At 57.4% G+C, this 20,377-nt stretch carries 16 protein-coding genes; 4 read left to right on the top strand and 12 right to left on the bottom strand.

The window, feature by feature from the left end; translation table 11 throughout:
• Window positions 1-114 precede the first annotated feature (114 nt).
• From JRJ26_02980 to JRJ26_02925, 12 genes are all read right to left on the bottom strand, one after another.
• Window positions 115-1,242, bottom strand: coding sequence for a phosphotransferase (locus tag JRJ26_02980; protein MBW2056440.1), 1,128 nt, complete (start codon window positions 1,240-1,242; stop codon window positions 115-117).
• 244 nt (window positions 1,243-1,486) lie between these two features.
• A complete protein-coding gene (locus tag JRJ26_02975; protein MBW2056439.1) occupies window positions 1,487-2,143 on the bottom strand; it encodes a corrinoid protein in 657 nt (218 codons plus the stop codon).
• Window positions 2,144-2,181: 38 nt separating this feature from the next.
• Entirely contained in the window at window positions 2,182-3,558 is a 1,377-nt protein-coding gene (locus tag JRJ26_02970; GenBank protein ID MBW2056438.1) for a monomethylamine:corrinoid methyltransferase, read from the bottom strand.
• Between the two features lie 267 nt (window positions 3,559-3,825).
• Window positions 3,826-4,839 carry an ornithine cyclodeaminase family protein gene (locus JRJ26_02965; GenBank protein MBW2056437.1) on the bottom strand — a complete coding sequence of 338 codons (1,014 nt, stop codon included), beginning with the start codon at window positions 4,837-4,839 and terminating at the stop codon, window positions 3,826-3,828.
• Window positions 4,840-4,920: 81 nt separating this feature from the next.
• Window positions 4,921-5,898 carry an ABC transporter ATP-binding protein gene (locus JRJ26_02960; GenBank protein MBW2056436.1) on the bottom strand — a complete coding sequence of 326 codons (978 nt, stop codon included), beginning with the start codon at window positions 5,896-5,898 and terminating at the stop codon, window positions 4,921-4,923.
• The gene (locus JRJ26_02955) at window positions 5,871-6,902 is read right to left on the bottom strand and encodes an ABC transporter ATP-binding protein (GenBank protein MBW2056435.1); all 1,032 of its coding nucleotides are present in this window, start codon (window positions 6,900-6,902) and stop codon (window positions 5,871-5,873) included. Before JRJ26_02955 ends, JRJ26_02960 begins: the two co-directional genes overlap by 28 nt.
• A 1-nt stretch (window position 6,903) precedes the next feature.
• Window positions 6,904-7,791, bottom strand: a complete 888-nt coding sequence (locus JRJ26_02950) for an ABC transporter permease (protein ID MBW2056434.1) — start codon at window positions 7,789-7,791, stop codon at window positions 6,904-6,906.
• Window positions 7,792-7,835: 44 nt separating this feature from the next.
• Window positions 7,836-8,942 (bottom strand): NAD/NADP octopine/nopaline dehydrogenase family protein, encoded by a 1,107-nt coding sequence (locus JRJ26_02945; protein ID MBW2056433.1) that lies wholly within the window; start codon window positions 8,940-8,942, stop codon window positions 7,836-7,838.
• Between the two features lie 58 nt (window positions 8,943-9,000).
• Window positions 9,001-10,128, bottom strand: coding sequence for a mandelate racemase (locus JRJ26_02940; GenBank protein MBW2056432.1), 1,128 nt, complete (start codon window positions 10,126-10,128; stop codon window positions 9,001-9,003).
• An 84-nt stretch (window positions 10,129-10,212) separates the two neighbouring features.
• The gene (locus JRJ26_02935; GenBank protein MBW2056431.1) at window positions 10,213-11,199 is read right to left on the bottom strand and encodes an ABC transporter permease; all 987 of its coding nucleotides are present in this window, start codon (window positions 11,197-11,199) and stop codon (window positions 10,213-10,215) included.
• 63 nt (window positions 11,200-11,262) lie between these two features.
• The gene (locus tag JRJ26_02930) at window positions 11,263-12,930 is read right to left on the bottom strand and encodes a twin-arginine translocation pathway signal protein (GenBank protein MBW2056430.1); all 1,668 of its coding nucleotides are present in this window, start codon (window positions 12,928-12,930) and stop codon (window positions 11,263-11,265) included.
• A gap of 125 nt (window positions 12,931-13,055) precedes the next feature.
• The gene (locus JRJ26_02925; GenBank protein MBW2056429.1) at window positions 13,056-14,201 is read right to left on the bottom strand and encodes a mandelate racemase/muconate lactonizing enzyme family protein; all 1,146 of its coding nucleotides are present in this window, start codon (window positions 14,199-14,201) and stop codon (window positions 13,056-13,058) included.
• A 204-nt stretch (window positions 14,202-14,405) separates the two neighbouring features.
• On the opposite strand from JRJ26_02925, the gene sdaAA reads away from it, so the two are divergent.
• The 4 genes from sdaAA (at window position 14,406) to JRJ26_02905 (ending at window position 20,195) form a co-directional block, all read left to right on the top strand.
• On the top strand, window positions 14,406-15,947 hold the full coding sequence (gene sdaAA, locus JRJ26_02920; GenBank protein MBW2056428.1) for an L-serine ammonia-lyase, iron-sulfur-dependent, subunit alpha: 1,542 nt from the start codon (window positions 14,406-14,408) through the stop codon (window positions 15,945-15,947).
• A gap of 97 nt (window positions 15,948-16,044) precedes the next feature.
• The gene (locus tag JRJ26_02915; GenBank protein MBW2056427.1) at window positions 16,045-17,154 is read left to right on the top strand and encodes an NAD/NADP octopine/nopaline dehydrogenase family protein; all 1,110 of its coding nucleotides are present in this window, start codon (window positions 16,045-16,047) and stop codon (window positions 17,152-17,154) included.
• A 202-nt stretch (window positions 17,155-17,356) separates the two neighbouring features.
• Entirely contained in the window at window positions 17,357-19,126 is a 1,770-nt protein-coding gene (locus tag JRJ26_02910; GenBank protein MBW2056426.1) for an AAA family ATPase, read from the top strand.
• Between the two features lie 118 nt (window positions 19,127-19,244).
• A complete protein-coding gene (locus tag JRJ26_02905; GenBank protein MBW2056425.1) occupies window positions 19,245-20,195 on the top strand; it encodes a J domain-containing protein in 951 nt (316 codons plus the stop codon).
• Window positions 20,196-20,377: the final 182 nt, after the last annotated feature.

The following is a 20,377-nucleotide window of genomic DNA, read 5'->3' as shown; positions in this document are numbered from 1 at the left end:
TGAATCTATCCTCGCCTCTGGGCTCCGCTGAAAAGAGGGCAGTTAGTCGCACTGAAAAATGGCCCTTCCCCTCTCTGATCCCTGCTTCCAAACCCGGCCGGTCGCCGAAGATCTTCAGGACCCGGCACAGGCTGCGGGCTCTGAAGATTCCATAATAGTCTCTTCCAGCAGGGTCCGGCAAGACCTGCTCTCGAACCATCGCATCAACTCCATGCTATGCTGGAGATAGAGCAGGTACCTTTGAGGATCGCCCCGCTTTGCATAAAAGTCGCCCAGCACCCAGCGCAGAATATAGGCGTTGCTCGCCCCAATCATGGAGGGCAGGTACCTGATTTCTGCCTCATCGAGTGGCCGTAGCAATTCCCCTTCCTGAAGAGCCTTCTGGTAGCTGCTCAGAAAGATCGTTATCTTGTCCAGTCGAAGCCCCCCCTCACTTTCTCGTCCCCATTCGGAACAGAAGTACGTTATGCCCAGGGCTACATCAAAGCACCTGGCATCGATTTTTGACCAGTCGAAATCGAAAAGGCCGGTTGCCTTTTCTTCCTGGAATTTGAGGTTTCCAGGGTGATAGTCGCAGTGGATCGGCAGTTGGACCATTCTTTCGTATTCTCTCCCTTCGATAGAGGCTCGGATTCGCCTGACCGCATTGAGCATGTAGTCGAAGTTGGCCAGAAAACAGGCATCAAAAACGGTAGTTCCCGCCATGTCGGCCCAGTTTCTCAGGCAATGTCCCAACTGATGCAACAGATCTATGATCCTGGCCTCCTTTCGTCTTCCTGAGGGGGTCAGGTCGGAAACCGTGTCATGATACCTGGCGAGAAGGGCCGCTGCGCTTTCGATCTCCTTCCTTTTGCAAGCTGGGTTATCCCAGGTGTATCTGTCCTCCCCCGGCAGGAAATCGAAAAGGGCGAAAAGCAGGGGCTCTCCACCGCTTTGCTCCTCGACAAATCTCCGGACATAACTTCTCCCTTCCCTGGTGTAGACAAGCCCCGCGACGGCCCTGAAGTTCTTGCTCATTAAGTGTTCGATTATTGAGTGTTCAAACCTGACTTCCTTTTCTTCTATATCTTCCCTGTATCTCCGGAGAAAATACCGGCAGTCTCTGCCGTTCTTTCCTGTTATGATCTCATAACTCGTGTTGACGTATCCACGGGCAGACCTTCTGGCTTCGATCAGTTCCCCTATGTCGTAGTTTTCCGAGATGAGAGATCTCAAGTATTCGGTTTCCCCGGTCTCTTTCAAGGTCGCCTCTCTGTCTCGATGGAAAGGGAGGGGTTACGAGCCGATAGCTATTCCTCGCCGGTCCCCCCTGGGTTGGTTTGGCTGACCTACCCTCTAAGCACCGGGCAGTAAAAGGAGGAATGCATTAGCATCGCACAACTGCCGTGGACGGGTCAAGGCCTTTGGGGCAATGCAGGAATCGAGGGGCAAACACTAAAGATTCTTGAGCCGACCAACTGCTTTGATGGTCCAGGCGGCTGTGGAACTAGCCTCTTGTAGCGAGGAGGCCCTTTATGATCTGTACAGCCTCCACGGCCGACTTCCCATATCCGTCCGCACCGATCTGGTCGGCCCACTCCTTGCTGACCGGTCCGCCTCCCACGATCACCAGGTACCTGTCCCTCAGGTTCATCTCCTTGAGGGTTTCTATGACCTCACGCTGGGCCGGCATGCTCGTGGTCATTAGGGATGAGAGGGCGATAACGTCGGCCTTCACCTTCTTGGCCTCCTCGATAAAGCCCAATGAGGGGATGTCCACTCCCATGTCCACCACCGAGAACCCGCGGGTCTCCAAGACGGTGGCCACGATGTTCTTGCCGATATTGTGTACGTCTCCCTTTACCGTCCCGAGAAGAACCGTGCCGATTTTGGCGAGCTCCTTGTTCTGGGCCTCCATCTCGGGCCGGAGGATTTCCATGGCCGCATTGAACGCATCCGCTGCCATCAGGAGTTCCGGCAGATAGACCTCGCCCCGTTCAAAACGGTCTCCCACCACCCCCATTCCCCCGGAAAGTCCCTGCTCCACCGCATCCAATGGATCTATCCCCTCCCTGAGGGCCTCCCTGGCGTTCTGCCGGCACGCCTCGGGGTCTCCATCCACAACGCCCCTGGCCAGATTCTCCATGATCTCTTGCTTTTCCATAGACTTCTTCCTCCTTCAGAGGTGCCTTCCCCTTACCCTTACCGCCCAAAGGGGATTCCCATCTTGGCCAACTCCTCCTTGGTCTCGCCGTAAAGTCTCACGTATTCCTCCAGGGGAGCTTTTGTCCCCATGTCGTAACACTCCTGGTAACGCTTTCCCGGAGGTGCATTTTCGATATCTTTCTCGTACTTTTCCAGGAGCCGGTCGACCAGTTCGTTCGCCCTCTCGGGCTCCATGCCCGTTGCCGCATAGGCCGTCTCCACGTTGAAAAGGGCTTCCAGGGGGGTGACCCCGTCCTCGATGACCGCCCTTGCAGGATGGACGGTTTGGACCCCTCCGTATCCGGAGGTCACGCAGCAGAGATTGACCGCGGCCGTTTCGTAGAAGTACATTCGGGTGCACGGCCCTGCTGCGGAATAGCCCAGGCCGATGGCAGGAAACCTGGTATTCCGGCTGGTGGCCCGTCCGACTACCGAGAAGACCCACAGGCAGCCCCGGGTGGTTGAACAGCCATGATTGAAATGGATCGGTCCGGTGAGGTGATAGACGGCCCGGAAGAGGAGTATCCCGACCAGGTAGTAAGCCGCCATCAAGAGGGCCGTTCCGGCAGGCCCTCCGCCATAGCCTCCGAGTATGGGGAGGGCCGCGGATCCCACGTTCCCCCCGGTGATGAGAACGAAGGCCAGCCGGTTCAGAGTCTCGAAGTTGACCTTCATCTCGGCGATCACATCTATAAGCCAACCGTCCGAAGGCCGAAGGCCGAAGGTGGGGTGGGTGCCGGCGATGGTCGCCACGGCCGTGGTCGCAGAGGATATGAGATTGAGAATGGGAAGGCCGGGCCTGCCGCACCGCCAGAGCGCCCTGCGTCCGGCCTGGACGGAGTTGATCGTTGCATGAATCTCCAGGGGGGACCCTCCGATGACCGGCATCCCCCTGACCCGGTTGAGGGCCGGGATGCTGATGGAATTGGCCTCTGGAATCCTGCCGTACCCCTCCACCTCGGCCGTGGCGATATCCTCTGAGGAGGCGACAATGCCCGTTCCCACGTGGCACCAGGGAGGGCGGCTGTCTCCAGGCTTCCGGGATACGAAGAGGCGGCGCTCGCTTCCCTCGCCGAAGGTCCGGCCCTCTGGCAGGCCCTCGAGCGCTTCTTTGATCTCCTCCCGGTCCATGGAAATGATACGGTTCGTCCCGTCGCAGTAAACGCCTGTGGCGGCCAGGAGTTCGATAGCCGCCTCAAACAGGCGGTCTGCAAGGTTGTCGTCCCACGGCAGGGGGCTTGTGGGGTCGTATTTGATATCGAAGTCATCCAGAAGCCTTCTGATGCTCGGGATGAGGGTCTTCATATAGAAATCGTGTTCAGAGACGATAGGGCCGGTAACGGCCCGCTCCATGAAGTCGAGGAAATCCGGCATGATTCCATCTCCTCCTCCAAGCAGGAGCCCTCTCCGGAGAGGCCTTCCCGCCGGTGTACTGATGATAGAGACCACAGGCACCTGAAAATTTCAAGATAATAATTCTCATACAAGACATAGCCGCCCGTTATGTTGGGGGCCCGGGTGCGTGATCGAGGCCGAGGGTCGCGGAAGGCCGCACGGGGGAGGCGGGCGGAGGGCCGGACCTCTCCTCCCAGGACCCGGGATCGCTCCCAGGTGTAGGAGCGAGGCAAGCGTCCTGCACATTCAGTCGAACTGGTCCTGGCCAAAGGAGAAACGGGTCCCCATCCCGCGCTTTTCCGCTTCGTGGTATACGAAGTGGGCACACCCGACATCGTGGGAGCCAAGGCCGATCAAACAGGCCACGAGAATCTGCTCGTTATTATCGCGCCCCGTCTTCTTTCCGGCTACGACTTCTCCGACTTCCCCGTAGAGTCGATCCTCTGTGAATCTGCCCTCTTCGACCAGAACCGAAAGCTCACCCCTGTGTCTGTTCTGGGCCCAGCTGTCCACCAGGACCTTGTCGGCATCGAAGATAATCCTGGGATCGAGTTCCGGATACGAGCCGACAGAGGCAATAAAGGCACCAGGGGATACCCATTCCCTCCTCACGAGGATTTCATGGGCCACGGTAGCGGTCACGATGATATCGGCCCCATCGACGGCCTGCTGCGCGTTTTCTGCGAGTCGGATCCTGAGGCCGAGCTCCTTACCCATCTCAAGAGCGAATCTTTCCGAGGCTTCCCGCCTGATATCGATTACCCTGACCTCTTCCAGGTTGAATGCGACCGAGAGGGCGCGGACCTGCATTCTCCCCTGAGTCCCCGCCCCGATAATCGCGGCTGTTGTTGCCTCCTTGCGGGCCAGGTATTTTGCGGCTACGCCGGTCGCAGCCCCTGTCCTCAGGTTCGTGATGTGGCTCCCCTCCATGACCGACAGGAGCCGTCCTGTCTCGCAGTCTATCAGCAGAACCGTGGCCATCACGTATGGAAGGCCTCTTGCCGGGTTGCGCTTCCACCCTCCGGCCCACTTGAGTCCGGCCGCGTCGAAGGGACCAACATAGGCCGGCATTGCATTCATGAAGGCATCATAGGGAGGCCACCCACCGGTCTCTCCCAGATCGAGGCCGAGTTTGGCGGGCATGACGACTTTTCCCTCCCCGTGGGCCCTGAAGACCTGTTCGACGATGTCGAGGCATCTGGTCATGTCGATACAGGCCTTTACGTCTTCCTTCGAGAGTAACAGGGTCTCTTGGTTCACCGGTTCATCCTCCTTTGTACTCTGCTTGGTTTACAGCCGAAAATGAGGAACATCGCGGTTCCTGATCCTCTCCAGTTCCTCTCACACGAGGTGGCAGGCAACCCAGTGCCCCTTTGACAGTTCCCTGGGAAGAGGCGTTTCGGACCGGCAGATAGGGGCCGAGTCCGGACAACGGGGCTCGAAGCGGCAGCCCGGAGGCAGATCGACGGGTTTTGATACCTCTCCCTTTATGTTGGGGACCTCCCTCTTGATCGAAGGATCCGGGACCGGAACCGCGGAGATCAAGGCCCTGGAATAGGGATGGAGGGGGTTCTGGATAAGGTCGGCGGTCATTCCGAGCTCCATGATCTTGCCCAGGTACATGATCATGAGCCGTTCGGAGATATTGGAAAGGATCGACAGGTCGTGGGACACGTAGATACAGGTGAAGTTCATCCTCTTTGAGAGGTCCCTGATGAGATCGAGGATCCCTGCCCGGATCGAAACATCCAACATGGAGAGGGGTTCATCGGCGATGACGAGTTCCGGGTTCAAGACCAGGGCCTGGGCAATGCCGACCCGCTGTCTTTCTCCTCCGCTCATCTGGTGGGGATAACGGTCCCTGTACTCCTCGGGTTTCAGCCCCACGAGCTCGAGTGTCTCGGTGACTCTTGCATTGACCTCTGCCTTGCTCAGGACCGTCAATGCCCGGAGGGGCTCTGCCACCAGGTCGAAGGTCGTGAACCTGGGGTTGAGCGATTCGTAAGGATCCTGGAATATGATCTGGGCCTGGCGCCGAAATTCCCTTAGGTCGGCCTTGGTCATGTGAGAGATGTCCCGGTCCTTGTAACGGATGACGCCCCCCGTGGGCTCGTAGAGTCTGGCGATGAGCATGCAGGTGGTCGACTTGCCGCAGCCGCTTTCTCCCGCTATTCCGAGAATCTCCCCCGCCTCGACCCGAAAACTGACGCCGTCGACGGCCTTTATCAGCTTGATCCGTTTGGCACTCAGGATCCTGGCCAGGATACCGGGGTTTAGGGTGAAGTACTTGCTCAGTTGATCGATTTCGAGGATTGCCATGTATTCTTGTCTCCAGCCAACTCGCGGAGCATCTCCACTTCATCTGTGCGGATACAAGCGGCAAAGTGGCCCCTTTCCACTTCCCTCACCTCGGGTCTCTTCTGTCCACATTCCGGGATCGAAAAGGGACAGCGGGGCTCAAATACGCATCCTGGTATCTCTCCGATCAGATTGGGCGGGGAGCCCGGGATGGATATCAGGTTCTGCTCCATGGCACGGATGTTGGGAAAGGCGTTCTTCAAACCCAGGGTGTATGGATGGAAGGGGCGGCTGAAGAGTTCCAGAACCTCTGCGCATTCCATCAGCCTTCCCGCGTACATCACTCCCACCCGGTCGCTCATCTGCGCTATCACCGATATGTCGTGGGTGATGAGGAGGATCGATGCCTTGATCTCGTTTCTTATCTCAGCGAGCCTCCGGAGTATTCGTTCCTGGACGAGTACGTCCAGCCCCGTGGTCGGTTCGTCCATGATGATCAGGCCGGGACTCAAGGCGAGGGCCATGGCGATCATGGCCCTTTGGCGCATTCCACCGCTGAATTCATGGGGAAAGCTCTTCAGCAGTCTTCTTTCCAGGCCTACTATATCGAAGAGTCTCTCCACTCTCTCCAGGGTTTCCCTCCGGTCAGCGCTGGCCCCGTTGTCGGAGTGGGCCTCTATGGCTTCTGCAATCTGATCGCCCACCCGATAGACCGGGTCGAGGCAGTTCATGGCACTCTGCGGGACCAGGGAGATCTGTTTCCAGAGGATTCTTTCCCTGAACTCCCTGTCGGGAGTGGAGAGAAGATCGGTTCCCTTGTAGGCCAGCTTCTCGGCAGACCTGAAGGAGTTCGACGGAAGCAGGCGCATTATGGTCTTGACCAGGGTCGACTTTCCGCAGCCCGATTCGCCCACCAGGCCGAAGACCTCCCTCTCCCGGATAGACAGCGACACCCTGTCGACCGCCTTTACGGTTCCACGGCTGGTATGATACTGGGTCCTTAGATCCTCTACCTCCAGAAGCAAATCAGCGCTCCTTCAGACGGGGATTGGCCACCTCCTCGTAGGCTCGGCTGACAAAGACCAGCGCACTGACCAGCAGAATGATACAGACGGAGGGGGATACGAACCACCACCACGCAGACCTTGTCTTGCCGGAGATCCACAGATCGTAAAGCATCCCGCCCCAGCTCAACTCGTTCGGGTCGCCGAAGCCCAGGAAGCTCGCTCCCGCTTCGGCCAGAATCGACCATGCGATGTTGAAGGCCGTATAAAGAAGGAGAAGGGGGAGGATGTTCGGCACGATGTGGCGGAAGATGATTCTCAGATCGGTGCAGCCCCTGGCCTTGGCAACCTGGATGAACTGCCGCTGCTTGAGGGACAGGACCTGTGCCCTCACCACCCGTGCCGAGGTGCGCCATACGATGCAGACGATGGCGATGATGACAAACCAGATGTTTCTCCCGAACAGGGAGATCAGAACGATGATAAAGGGCAGAAAGGGCATGCCGTATATGATATCGGTGAATCGCATGAGAAGCTCGTCCGGTGTCCCCCCGTAGTACCCTGAAAAGAGGCCGATGCCGGCTCCGATGACGATCGATATCAGTCCGGAGACCAGGCCGATCATCACGGTTGTCCGAGCCCCGTAGACGATCTGGCTGAGCACATCCCTCCCCATGAGAGTCGTACCCAGGGGATACCTGAGCGAAGGCGGCTTCATCGTGGCGATCTTTCCACTGGCGTCATAGAGGTACTCCCACGGATCATGGGGGGCGATCAAGGGAGCAAAACACGCAACGAGAAAGAAGAACAGTATAGTCATGGACCCGAAGGATCCGAGTCTGTGGACCCTGATGATCCTGTACTGTTCGAGAAGAAACTCACCGATACTCCTGAGACTCTTCAACACCATCCGGGCTCACCATCCGAGAGGGGCTTGAAGCCGCCCCCTCCTTGTCATTCAACCATGTCTCTGACCTGTTCAGGGCTCATTCCTTCGATCCCCAGTTCCTTTACGGTTATACCCTCTTTGAAATAGTCGACCCCCTCTATGACCGACGCGATCTGTATGACGGCATCGATCGTCTGGGTGGGGCTCGACCACATGTGCCCCATGGATGACCACGGGACGAGCCCGAAGGGAATATCCTCCGTCACGTAGCGGTCATTCATCGAGGATGGTGCCGACATGGTGGGGTTGGCGTGGATGGGACTCTTTCTGAGCAACTGGGAAAGGGTCTCTCCCTCCACCCCGTACTTCTTGTAGAACCTTGTGAAGCTTTCCTTTATGGGGCTCTTGCCGACCCCGAGAAGATCGAGCAAGGCCATTCTCTCAGCGTCCACACTCAGCATGACCTTGGCGACCGATTCCGTTGCACCGTCGCCGTAGAGGTTCCAGCCTTTGCCGAGAGTCGACTCGATTCTGCCGGTATTCAGAAGGGTCATGGGAGGATGAACCACTGGGTTGAGATTGTTCAGGCTCGTAAACAAGATGTTCTCGCCGGCAACTATCTCGGGGAAGGCCCGGGACATCTTCTCGACAAATTCCCCTGTACGTCTGGCAGGGAGTGCGGCTGCCGGGAGTTGGTTCTTCACGGCGAATACCTCGACACTGCCCGGGCTGCGGAACCTGGTAGCATAGACGAGGCTCTGGGTTTCAACGGGTGTGACATCGGTCTTCACATCCATCTGGGCCATCCAGTTCCTGAACCTGAGTGCCCCGAAATTGGACACGAAGACGATGAACTGCCCGTCCTCGAAAAAAGGGGCCAAGGCCCTTGAGAATGGTTCATGGGCGTTTGCAGGCGCTGCGATAAGGATGATGTCAACTCCTCTGACTGCTTTTTCGAGGTCGGTAGTTACCATATCCAATCTGGCAAAGCCCTTGCTCGATTCACCTGTTATCTCGATCCCCCCCTTTTCTCGAATCGCCTCTATGTTCGCTTTGAACTGGGGCAGGTCGGCCAGGTTGACACGGAACCCTTTCAGCGAGATATCGGCTGCAAAGGCATGCCCTGAATTGCCCGATCCCAGCACCGCAAACCTCAGGTCTTGTTCTCCCATCTCGGTCCTCCTTCCGTGGCGGCGGTTTGAACAGAGGCTCGGCCTGTTGAACCTCTGATCAGCTGATCTTCAGATATCCTCTACGGTACTTCTCCACCTTCTCCGAATCGACATGGACTCCCAATCCCGGGCTATCGGGAGGTACGGCCGTCGCGTCCTTTACGTGGGCCGAAAAATCGGTGATATCGTCAGCCATGCGTAGTGTCGACATGTAGCAGTGCCCGCAGTCGAGGAGATTCGGCATTGCGGCCCCCAGATGTAAGGCTGCCGCCTGGGAGATTCCAAATTCCAGCATGCTGTTCACGAGGCACCTTATCCCTGAAACTTCCGCAAGAAGAGCGATCTTTCTGGCCTGGGAAATCCCCCCGTTCTTGGAAACCTTGACGCTGAAAATATCGACGGCCTCCTGCTCGATGAGTTCCACGGCATCGGAAGGGGTGACCAGACTCTCATCCGCGGATACGGCAAATCCTGACCTCTCCCGGATTCTTCCGAGTCCCTTCAGATCCCTCCGAGCCACGGGCTGCTCGATGAAGTCGAGTCTGTAACCTCCTAAGGCGGATGCGAATTCCAGGGCCTCTTCCACCCTCCATCCCTGATTCACGTCGACCATGAGATGGATCTCCGACCCGAAGCGCTCTCTTACGGCCCTTATCCTCTCGACTTCCTCAGGTATGGGAAGGGCTCCCATCTTGAGCATGAAGGTTCTGTATCCCTCATTCAACTTCTCCTCTATCTGCTCGGTGTCCTCCTGGGGGCTTCCGCTTCCCAGAGGCCACAGGACTTCTATCCTCGATCTGAAGGATCCGCCTAGCAGCGTGTAGACAGGCACATCGAGTTGCTTTCCCAGGATATCGTAAAGGGCCGTGTCCAGGGCGCCCTTGGCCATGGGGTTGCCGTGTATGGCTCCCTCCATCTTCTTCCAGAGGAACGAGATCCTTGTCGGGTCCTCGTTGAGAAGAGCCGGCCCCAGGCAGTCCCGTATGACGGCCATCACCCCACCGGCCGACTCGTCGGTGAAAGGAGGCAGGGGATCGGCCTCACCGAAGCCGATGATACCCTGATCCGTGTGGACAAGGGCTATTACGGCCTGAGCCTCTCTGACCGTCCCGTAGACCTTGGACAACCTGTACGGCTTGGCCAGGGGGATGGAGACATGGGAAAGCTCTATCATGGTTATCTTCATGGGAATCGGTTCCTCCACCGCGGGCGCACGCTCCGATGAAAGGTTCTGTTCCCCGGTCCTGGCCCCTCATGCAGCCGGACCGCCTCACGGCACGGATTCCTTGCCAAGAGAGATCCTCGGATCGAGGTAGCAGTAAGCGATATCCGCGGCCAGATTCAAGATGATCACCAATGCGGCTAGGCTGAGAAAAGTCGCCTGGGCAACGGGGTAATCATGGGCCGAAGCAGCCTCCACCATGAGCCGGCCCATGCCGGGCCAGGAAAAGACCTGTTCCACGATGACCTGGCCTCCGATGGCGAAGCCGATCATGATCGAGGATACCGTGACCACAGCGAGCAGAGCGTTGCGGGCGGCATGTTTGATCATCACCACGTGGGGCGCGAGCCCTTTTGCCTTGGCTAGTTCTATGAAATCGCTTCCCAGGACCTCCAGCATGCTGTCTCTCATGATCAGCATGGGTGTCGCCAGGTAGAAGAGGGCGACCGTCACGGTCGGGAGAACCAGATGGTGGAGAAAGTCTCGGGATAGGAACTGGGCAACCAGGCTCTCCGGATGGAAGCCCGGGGTGTGCATGCCTCCTGTGGGGAAGAGATCAAGACGGTAGCTGAGCACCATGAGCAGGACCAGCCCCGTGATGAAAGGCGGGGCCGACTGGAAGATCAAGGCACCCACGGTGGCCCCCACGTCCAGGGGGCTGTTTCTCTTCCACGCCATGATCATCCCGAGCCCCGGTCCCACGACGAGGGTGAAACACATCCCCGCCCCCATGAGGAACACCGTATTCCAGAACCTGTACCAGAGAATGTCTGTCACCTTGTATGATGACGTAAAGGATCTCCCCCAGTTCAGAAGAGTCAGGTTCTTGAGATAGAGGACATACTGAACGTAGAGGGGCTTGTCGAGTCCGAAGGCCTGTTTCAACCTCTTCTGTGCCGATTCGTCCAGGGCCGGGCTGATCACCTGGGCGGTCGGATCCCCCGGCAACATCCTGAATATGAGAAAGAGGATCGAGGCTACCACGAAGATCGTGACGAACGTGTAAGCGATCCTCTGGATGATATACTCCCGCATCGCTCTTCTTCACCCCTGGCGGGGGCTGCAGGGATATCCCCGCCGCCCCGGTTTTCTCGGAGATCATGCGCCTCTTCCAGGCGGGTAGTGGAGCTTGCCGTGCTTGTCCCAGCCATAGCCGGCTTTCCTCAGAATCCGCCTGGCCATCTCGATGTCCCTGGGGAAAGGTTTTACAGAGGGATTGTGCCAGAACTCGTTCGCCGGCGCGATCACCGACCCTCCGGGGTCTCCTTGTCCGTCGAGTATGACGTCCTTTATTATCCCCTTGGGCAAGACATGGGCTATTGCCCTGCGAAAGGCCGGATCATCGAAGGGCGGCCTCCTGGTGTGATATGAGAGATCGTAGAAACCGTGGCTCGGGTAGCCTCTGCCCGCCACGTTCGGCAGCTTGTTCAAATCCTGCATGAGGCTCGGCTTCAAGATGTAGCGGGTCCGGTCACACTCCCCCTTCTCGATGGCGGCCGCCATAGAGTCGTGGCTGCCATAGACGATCCTGATTATGCCGGCGCACTTCGGAGGGTGGAAGTGCTCCTTGAAGGCGGAGACCTTCAACTCGGCTCCCCTCTGCCAGTAATCGAACCGGAAGGGCCCGCTGCCGACGGGTTTCTCGTTAGGGTACTTGAGCGGATCTTCCACGTCGACCTTTTCGGGAATATCCTTCCAGATGTGCTTGGGAAGGATAAAGATGCTGCCGAACAGGTTCGGGATGAGCGGCGCATAGGGAGAGGTCAGTTCGAATCGGAGGGAATACCTGCCGGTGATCTCGATGGCCTTGATCTTTTTCAGGGATTCCAGGAAGAAGGGAGCCTTCCATGTCTTGTAGTAGTCGAAAGTGAACTTGATATCTTCTGCCGTCACTTCTTGGCCGTCATGGAATCTCATCCCTTGCCTGAGGGTCATATCGATTACGGTAGGACTCACGACGCTCAACGATTTTGCTGCCCAGGGCTCGGCCACACCTTTTGGGGAGATCCGGAAGAGCCGGTCGTAGATCATCCTCAGCTCCTTGAATTCGTTGGCGTCCTTGACCGCGATGGGATTCAGGTTCTTCAGCGCGACGGTAGCCCCGGTTCTCACATAGCCGTCCCCCTGGACGACCTCCATTTCCACGTCGGTCCAGAAGCTACCTATCCCCTCACCCATCTGGGGGACCAGGTTTCTGAGCCTGTCCGTCCGGTATGCATTGGTCATATAGGGGTTTACCAGAACATTTTCCGGTTGGTCCTGGTGGATGATCTCTTGGGCCTTATAGACGATCTCCTGTCTCCTCTCACGGTCCATCTCGCTCTGCTGCTCCTCCGCGAGCCTGTCGAGTTCGGGATTGTTGTAGCCCGCCCAGTTGTAGCCGCCCTTTTTGTACTGCGAAGAGTGATGAGCCTTATAGATAAACACATTGGGGTCGATTCGTATGGATGATCCCGTAAAGCGGACCAGCCACATGTCATAGTCGTGTTCCATTATCACCTTTTGGACGTTCTGATTATAATCGATGGGATAGGGCTCGGCGTCCCAGCCGAGGTGCCTGGAGAAGGCCTCGCAGATCGCCCTGGCCATCTCCGGTCTCACGGGATCGAAGGTGGCCGTTGTGGTCATGAGCTTCGACCTTTCGACCTTCTTGCCGAGTTTTGCAGCGGCCATTGAGAAATCCGCTCCCCCCAGAGCGGCGATCCCCACGGCGGCGCCGGTCATTCTTAGAAAGTCCCGTCTCTTAATGCCTTTTTCATCTCCCATCTTTCACACCTCCTTTGCTGAGCGTTATGAAAGCAACAGGCAACACCGAGATACAGGGTGCAACCTCCCGTCTGTGGAAGATACCATCCCTCCTTTCCTCTGGAGTGAACAAAAGGGTGGCCCCTTTACCGGCAGAGATAATCCGCCCAGGAGTCTTTCAACCTGACACCGATCCCTGGTTCTTCTGGAACATCGACATACCCGTTTTCGTCTATCCTTATCGGATCGTCCAAAATCGCGTCTCTGATCTCGGGCGTGATGTAAGGCGGGTGATAGGGGTATTCTACATAAGGGGAATCGATCAGGCTGCACGCATGGAGGGTCGCCGCCAAGGCCAGCCCTGTGCCGAAGAAATGCGGTATGCAGCGCCTCCCGTAGATCTCGGCGAGAAAGGCTATCTTCCTGACTTCCGAGATACCTCCGGCGAACTGGACATCGGGTTGTACGATATCGAGCGCGCCGCTGGCGAGTAGATTCCTATAGGCAGGCCACCCGAACATGGCTCCTCCCCCTGCGATCTCGATATCGACGGCATCACAGAGTCTCGCACTCAACGCGGGGTTGTTGGAGTGGGGCAGCGGCTCTTCCAGCCACCTCACCTCGTATTTTTCGAGCCCCCTTGCCAGCTCGAGGGCCGAGGCGAAATCGTATCCCCTCGGGAGCCATGCCTGCATGACATCGATCATGATCTCGATCGTATCACCGAGCTCAGCTCTTATGGCCTCCACGACATCCAGGATACTCTTCGGGTCGTCGTAACGTGCACCTATGTGGAGTTTTATCGCCTTGAATCCTTCCTCGTGGATCCTCTTGACGAAGTCGACCCACTGGTCTGTGCTGAACAGCGGATAGGGCTCGAGAACCGATGCATAGGCCTTGACCTTGTTTCTCTTTCCGCCCAGAAGCCTGTAGACGGGCAACTGCGCCCTTTTCCCCACGATATCCCAGAGTGCAAGTTCGATACAGCTCGGTCGTGGTGATGATTCGATTCCAAACGGCATGACGCGGAAATGGGTGACGAATTCCTCGATGGAACAGGGATCGCGGATCTCTTCCAGGAGAAAGGGTTTTACGGATTCCTCGAGATATCTCTGCCAGTTCGGAATAAGTCGGTAGAACCAACTGCTCCCGATTCCGGTGATGCCCTCGTCCGTGAGGACCTCGACGAGATACTCTTGAAATGATCTCATAGGGGTCGTGGAATGGGCGGCCTGGAATTCTTGTGAGAAGGGCAGTTCGATGACATGACATCTTATGTCAACGATCCTCATTTGGGAGCCTCCAGGGCAAGCATGATGTGAGGGCTATGGTACCAGACCCGCGGATTTTGTCAAGATGCGAACAAGGAGGAGGGGGTGTTTTCTCCATCGGCGATCTTGACAGGGGTCCGCGTATGTGGGAGAACTCGTTGCTGTCCGGTGCGGTCTCTCCGGATCAGACTTTGACTCCCGCCGAATAAGGAGGAAACCAGGGCAATGGGCAAGTACGGGCTTTTTGACATTATCGGTCCCATCATGATCGGGCCATCGAGTTCTCACACTGCCGGAGCCGTACGGATCGGGCTTATGGCCGGCCAGATGACAGGATACGATCCTCGGGATGTACGCCTCCAGTTTCACGGTTCTCTGGCCGAGGTGTACCATACTCATCTGACGGATGCAGGGATCTTGGGAGGGCTCATGGGGTTTCAGGTGGACGACGAGAGGATCCCCAAGGCCTTTGAGATCGCCGAGGCCAAGGGCATCACCGTGGAGTGCGAGAGGGTTACGATTCCAGGTGCACATCCGAGCACGGTCGTTGTCATCCAAAAGGGTCGGGACGGTTCATCGAGCAAGGTGCGGGCCAAGACCATCGGTGGAGGGAACATCGTCATCGAGGAAGTCAACGGATTCTCCGTGGAGATGACCGGAGACCACCATGAGATCCTCTGCCTGGAAGAGGAGACCGAGAAGGCCTCTGTCCTCCTTGGACCCGGGTGGCAGTGTGTCTTGAGAGAAGAGGGGGATTGTGCCCAGTTTCGTTCGGACACCGTCTCTGAAGAAGAGGCCAGCCGAGCGGTCGCCTCCCTCCGTGGTGGAGGTCGAGAGGTCTTCTATTTCAGACCCGTCATCGAGGGCAAGGGGTTTGGACTGGAATTCTTCGGCAAGATCGAGGATCTGGTGGGGAAGGCGGCTGAAGAGGGGATTTCCGTGGGTAAGGCCGTGATCGAGTATGAGAAGAACAATACCGGCCAGGGAGAAGAGGCCGTGAGGGGTCGGATGGAGCGGTGCCTGCGCGTAATGAGGGAGGCCGGTTACGCCGGGGTTTCTCAGGTTCCCAAGACCGTGGCAGGGCTGGTTCGTGGAAGCGGCAAGGCCCTCGACGAGGCGAGGACGGAGGGCAGGACGCTATCGGGATCCACCCTGGTTCGGGCATCTGCATTGGCACTGGCGTCGGCGGAGGTGAACGCGGCTCTGGGTCGCGTGGTGGCCTGCCCCACGGCGGGCTCCTGCGGAATCCTCGGAGGAACGGTGGTGGCCATGGGAGAGGACAGGAAAATTTCCGATTCCAGGCTCGTGGAGGCTCTCTTCGCTGCGGCGGGAATGGGGTTGATTATTGCGGAAAATTCGACGATCTCCGGTGCGGTGGGAGGATGCCAGGGCGAGTGCGGCGTGGCGTCGGCCATGGCAGCCGCCGCCCTGGTCGAGCTTGCAGATGGAACACCGGATCAGTGCGGTCAGGCCGTGGCCATCGCCCTCAAGAACATCCTGGGGTTGGTCTGTGACCCTGTGGCGGGCCTGACCGAGGTCCCGTGTATCAAGCGAAACGCGGGGGCCGTTGCCAATGCTTTCATAGCGGCCGACATGGCCCTGTCGGGCATCCGAAGCGTGATTCCGCCAGACGAGGTGATAGGCGCCATGAAGGAAGTCGGCGAGCTGATGGATCCGAGGCTCCGAGACACGCTGGGGGCGGGCCTGTCTACGACACCGACGGCCAAGAGGATCGAAGAGCGGGTCTACGGCCGAAAAAGATCCTGAAGAAACCGTCCCTCTTCCTGCCTTGTCCTGGAATCTGTCATTCCGAGTGATTCCTACCTTTCCTTGTTGGACACTCCATTGACGAGGAGGTGATCTTATGCGGGATTTGCCGAATCTTTTGGTCTGCGGGTGCGGAAGCGGTGGGATGGCAATGGCGGCAGACCTTGCCCTCTATGGATGCAGGGTCAGCCTCTACGAGTTTCCGGACTTCAAGGATAACCTGGATCCCATCCGTAGATCGGGCGGGATAATGCTGACGGGCAATACGTACTCCGGCAAGACGGGATTGGCCCGGCTGGAAGTGATCACAGACGAGGCCGAAGAAGCCCTTCGCGATGTGGAGCTGATCATGATCAACGCCCCGGCCATGGCGGTCGATGGAATAGTCGCAGCTCTTTCCCCATACTTCGTCGAGGGTCAGACCGTCGTGGTGACCACGGGGTATTGGGCTTCTCTGAGATCTAGGGAATTGCTCGAGAAGGGTAACCTGTTGGAGAAGATAACCTTCGTGGAAGAGAACATCATGCCCTATCTTAGCAGAAAGGTCGGGCCTGCCGCTGCCCACATCTATAATTTCAAAAGGGACATAAGGGTATCGGCCTGGCCCGCAACGAGAAACCCCGGCGCCTACGAACTTCTCAAGAGAGTCTACCCCCAGTTAATTCTGTCCAAGCACGTGCTGGAGAACAATCTCCACCCGGGCAATCCGGCTGTTCATGCGCAGATCAACATCCCAAAGGCGGAGTTCTTTTTCGAACGGTCAAAGGAGTTCCGATTCTACGGCGAGATATCGATGTGTGCCGGAAAGCTCGCAGACGCCTTCGACCAGGAACGGATAATGGTTGCCCGCGCATTTGGGTGTGAAACGATCACGTACCTCGACTGGATGAGGAGGGCTTACGGTTACGAGGGAGGGAGTCTATACGAGATTTTCGGTAACGTTACGAACCCTCACACACGGCGCTGGACCAACGACGGTGGGAACAGGAGAGTCTTGAGGGAAGATCTCTGCTATTTCTTCGTACCCCTGGAGCAACTCGCCGAGGTCGTCGGGATCGAAGTTCCGGTAACAAAGGCGATCATAGAAATACTTCGGATTTTTGCCGACTTCGATTACAGGGCCCACGGTGTAGGTCTCAAGGATCTGGGCCTGGCGGGTCTCGGTAGGGATCAGATCATCGAGTTTGTCACCCATGGAAAGGCCTGACGAATCGGGTAGGCAGCTCTGCTGGGGGAGGCCTCTCTGCCAGGGGTCGGCCTCTGTCCAGAGGGCCTGGTGAGGCCCGGCTCGGTCTGCCTCCTTGGCCACTTTCCATGGAGGGACGGCCTTTTTGCCTGGCGCTATTCCTTGAAAATCCAGGGTTGAAGGTTTATACTATTTTGGTGATCTTGCAGGGGTATTGAAAGTCATGACAGACGACGAGATCAAGAGCGCCAAGATACCTGACCAGAAGGAACTGGAAAAGGAGCTGAACGAGTATCTGGGTAAGAAGTACGGCGACAGGGTGAAGCTGGTCGTACCCATGCTTTTCCCCAGGACCGACAGGGACCGGACCGGCAGGGACGGAGAGGGGAAGTCCGACAAGGGTCTTGCCCAGATCAAGTTCGACATGAAGCCGGAGGAACTCGAAGCCTATCTGAACGAATACGTCGTAAAACAGGACGAGGCCAAAGAGATTCTTGCGACCAAGATCTGCACCCACTTCAACAGGATCAAGTTTCAAGAGCGTTCCAGGACAGGGGGGAGCAAAGAGGTGGGGCGGATCAAGAACAACATCATCATGATCGGCCCCACAGGGGTGGGTAAGACCTATCTGATCAAACTGATCGCCAACAAGATCGGGGTTCCCTTTGTCAAGGGGGATGCAACCAAGTTCAGCGAGACCGGCTACGTGGGGGGTGACGTAGAGGACCTCATCCGTGATCTCGTCCATGAGGCGGACGGAGATATCAAGCTCGCCGAGTACGGGATAGTCTATCTCGATGAGATCGACAAGATCGCCTCGTCCAACAATCTGATCGGACCGGACGTCTCTCGAACCGGGGTCCAGCGGGCTCTCCTCAAACCCATGGAGGAGACAGAGGTGGACCTCAGGGTCCCTCATGATCCTGTCTCACAGCTTGAAGCCATTGAGCAGTACCGGAAGACTGGGAAGAGGGGAAAGAAGACGGTCAATACCCGGAATATCCTCTTCATCATGAGCGGAGCCTTCAGCAATTTGGAAGAGAACATCAAGAGGCGGCTCAACAGGGAGGGGATCGGCTTTGGCGCCGAGGTCAGGTCCAAGGACGAGAGGGTGGCCTATCTGAAAGAGGTGAAGGCTGAGGATCTGATCGAGTACGGGTTCGAGTCCGAGTTCATCGGACGGCTGCCGGTCACCGTCGTTTTCGACCGGCTGGAGGTGGACGATCTCTACCAGATTCTGAAGAATCCGAACAACCCGATCATCATCGGCAAGAAACGGGACTTCAAGGCGTACGGAATCGACGTTCTCTTCGAGGACAGGGCCCTCTATCGACTGGCAGAGAAAGCGTATGAGGAGAAGACCGGTGCACGGGGTCTGGTAAGCGCTGTGGAAAAGGTACTTCTCAAGTTCGAGAAGAAGCTGCCTTCCACGGGGATCAGTCGGTTCGTGGTAACACCGGCCATGGTGGATGATCCACAGGGGGAGCTGGAGAAAGTCTTGTCCGGCGGTGAGGACAATGACAGGCTCTACGAGCGGGTTGCAGGCGAGGAAAAGGAAGCCATAAAGGAACTGATCCGGAAACGGCAGAAAGATTTCCTGACGCGCTATGGTGTCGTTTTTGGAGACAACAGGATCGACCTGATCGCCAGTCACGTGATTTCCAGAGCCTTGGACATCCAGACCGTCTATGAGGAGACGGTGAGTATCACCGATCAGATCCACGCTTATGAACGGCGGTTCGCCGAGAGACACAATATCCAGATCGAGTTTGATGAGGGGGCGATCGATAGGATCATCGAGCTCGTCCTGGATGAATCCGTCGATGTTTCGACGATCTGCGACCAGTTCTCCCAGCATTACGAACACGGCCTGAAGCTGATCCGAGACAAGACAGGTATGCAGGAGTTTATACTCACCAGAGAGGCCGTGGATGAACCAGAAGACTTCCTTAACCGGCTGATTCAGAGGACGTACAGGCTTCTGAAGGATTGAGGCCACGCCCGCCTGGTCAAGATATTCAGCACATCGATAATATCTGGGACCTCATCGAAGAAAAAGAGGGTGGCTTATCCACGACATCTGAGTCCCACGTGGTCAGGAGACCGACAGGATGGCTAGACGCGACTACTATGAAGTTCTCGGTGTGAGCCGGAACGCCACGGACGAGGAGATAAAGAAGGCGTACAGAAAGCTTGCTCTCAAGTACCACCCGGACCGCAACAAGGGTAACAAGGAGGCTGAAGAGCGCTTCAAAGAGATCAACGAGGCCTACGCGGTTCTGAGCGACAAGGAAAAGCGCAAGCAGTACGACACATTCGGGGCCGAGGGTTTCCACCAGCGTTTTACTCAGGAGGATATCTTTCGCAACTTCGACTTCGGGGACATCTTTCAGGATCTGGGATTTTCCGACGATATCTTCAGCTCCCTCTTTGGCCGCGGTTTCAGGCGTTCGACTCGGAGAAGCGATTTCGGTGCGGGGGGCACGGGGTTTGAGCAGTTTTTCAGAGGAGGGCCGGCTGGATACGAGAGCCCGGGACCCGCAAAAGGGGCGGACCTGTTGACCGATCTTCAGATCTCCCTGGAGGAGGCGGCCAGGGGGAGTGAAAGGAGGCTCTCCCTGGACGAAGGCGGCCGTCCTCGGGAGATTACCGTGAAGATCCCTCCCGGCATCCGGTCCGGCCAGAAGCTCCGGCTTGCCGGTAAGGGGCAGCCCGGCCCGCCGGGGGGCAGGCCGGGGGATCTCTTCATTCGGGTTCACGTGCTTGACCATCCCCTTTTCAAGAGGGAAGAGGACGACATAACCGTGGACAGGGAGATCCCCTTCTCCCAGGCCGCCCTGGGAACGACCATCGAGGTGCCGACCCTGGATGGGACCCGGAGGCTGAGGGTTCCTGCCGGAACTCAGAGCCATACCCGCCTCCGTCTCAAGGGACAGGGAATACCCCACATGAAGGGTGGAGGAAGGGGCGACCTGTATGTCCGGGTGATCGTCAGGGTTCCAAAGAGCCTGACAAGCAGGCAGAGAAACCTCATAGAGGAACTCGCCCGGGAGGGGTTGTAGGGGGATAGTAGGAAGGGGAGAAAAGAGAAGAAGGGAAGCCCGTGAAGAAGCGAGCCACGGAGGCGAGAGTGTGAGGCCCGGAAGGGCCTTTTTTTTGTGTTTCTCTCGGTTCACGGGTTTTCCCGGTGCTTCGGGTACCTCTTCTGGGAGAGGCATGATCTTTATGGTACAATTGGTGCGAG

The sequence above is a fragment of the Deltaproteobacteria bacterium genome (genome assembly GCA_019308905.1).
In the GTDB taxonomy this organism is placed as follows: domain Bacteria; phylum Desulfobacterota; class BSN033; order WVXP01; family WVXP01; genus JAFDHF01.
Note: the sequence above shows the minus strand (reverse complement) of the source record. Positions and strands in the feature narration are given on the sequence as shown.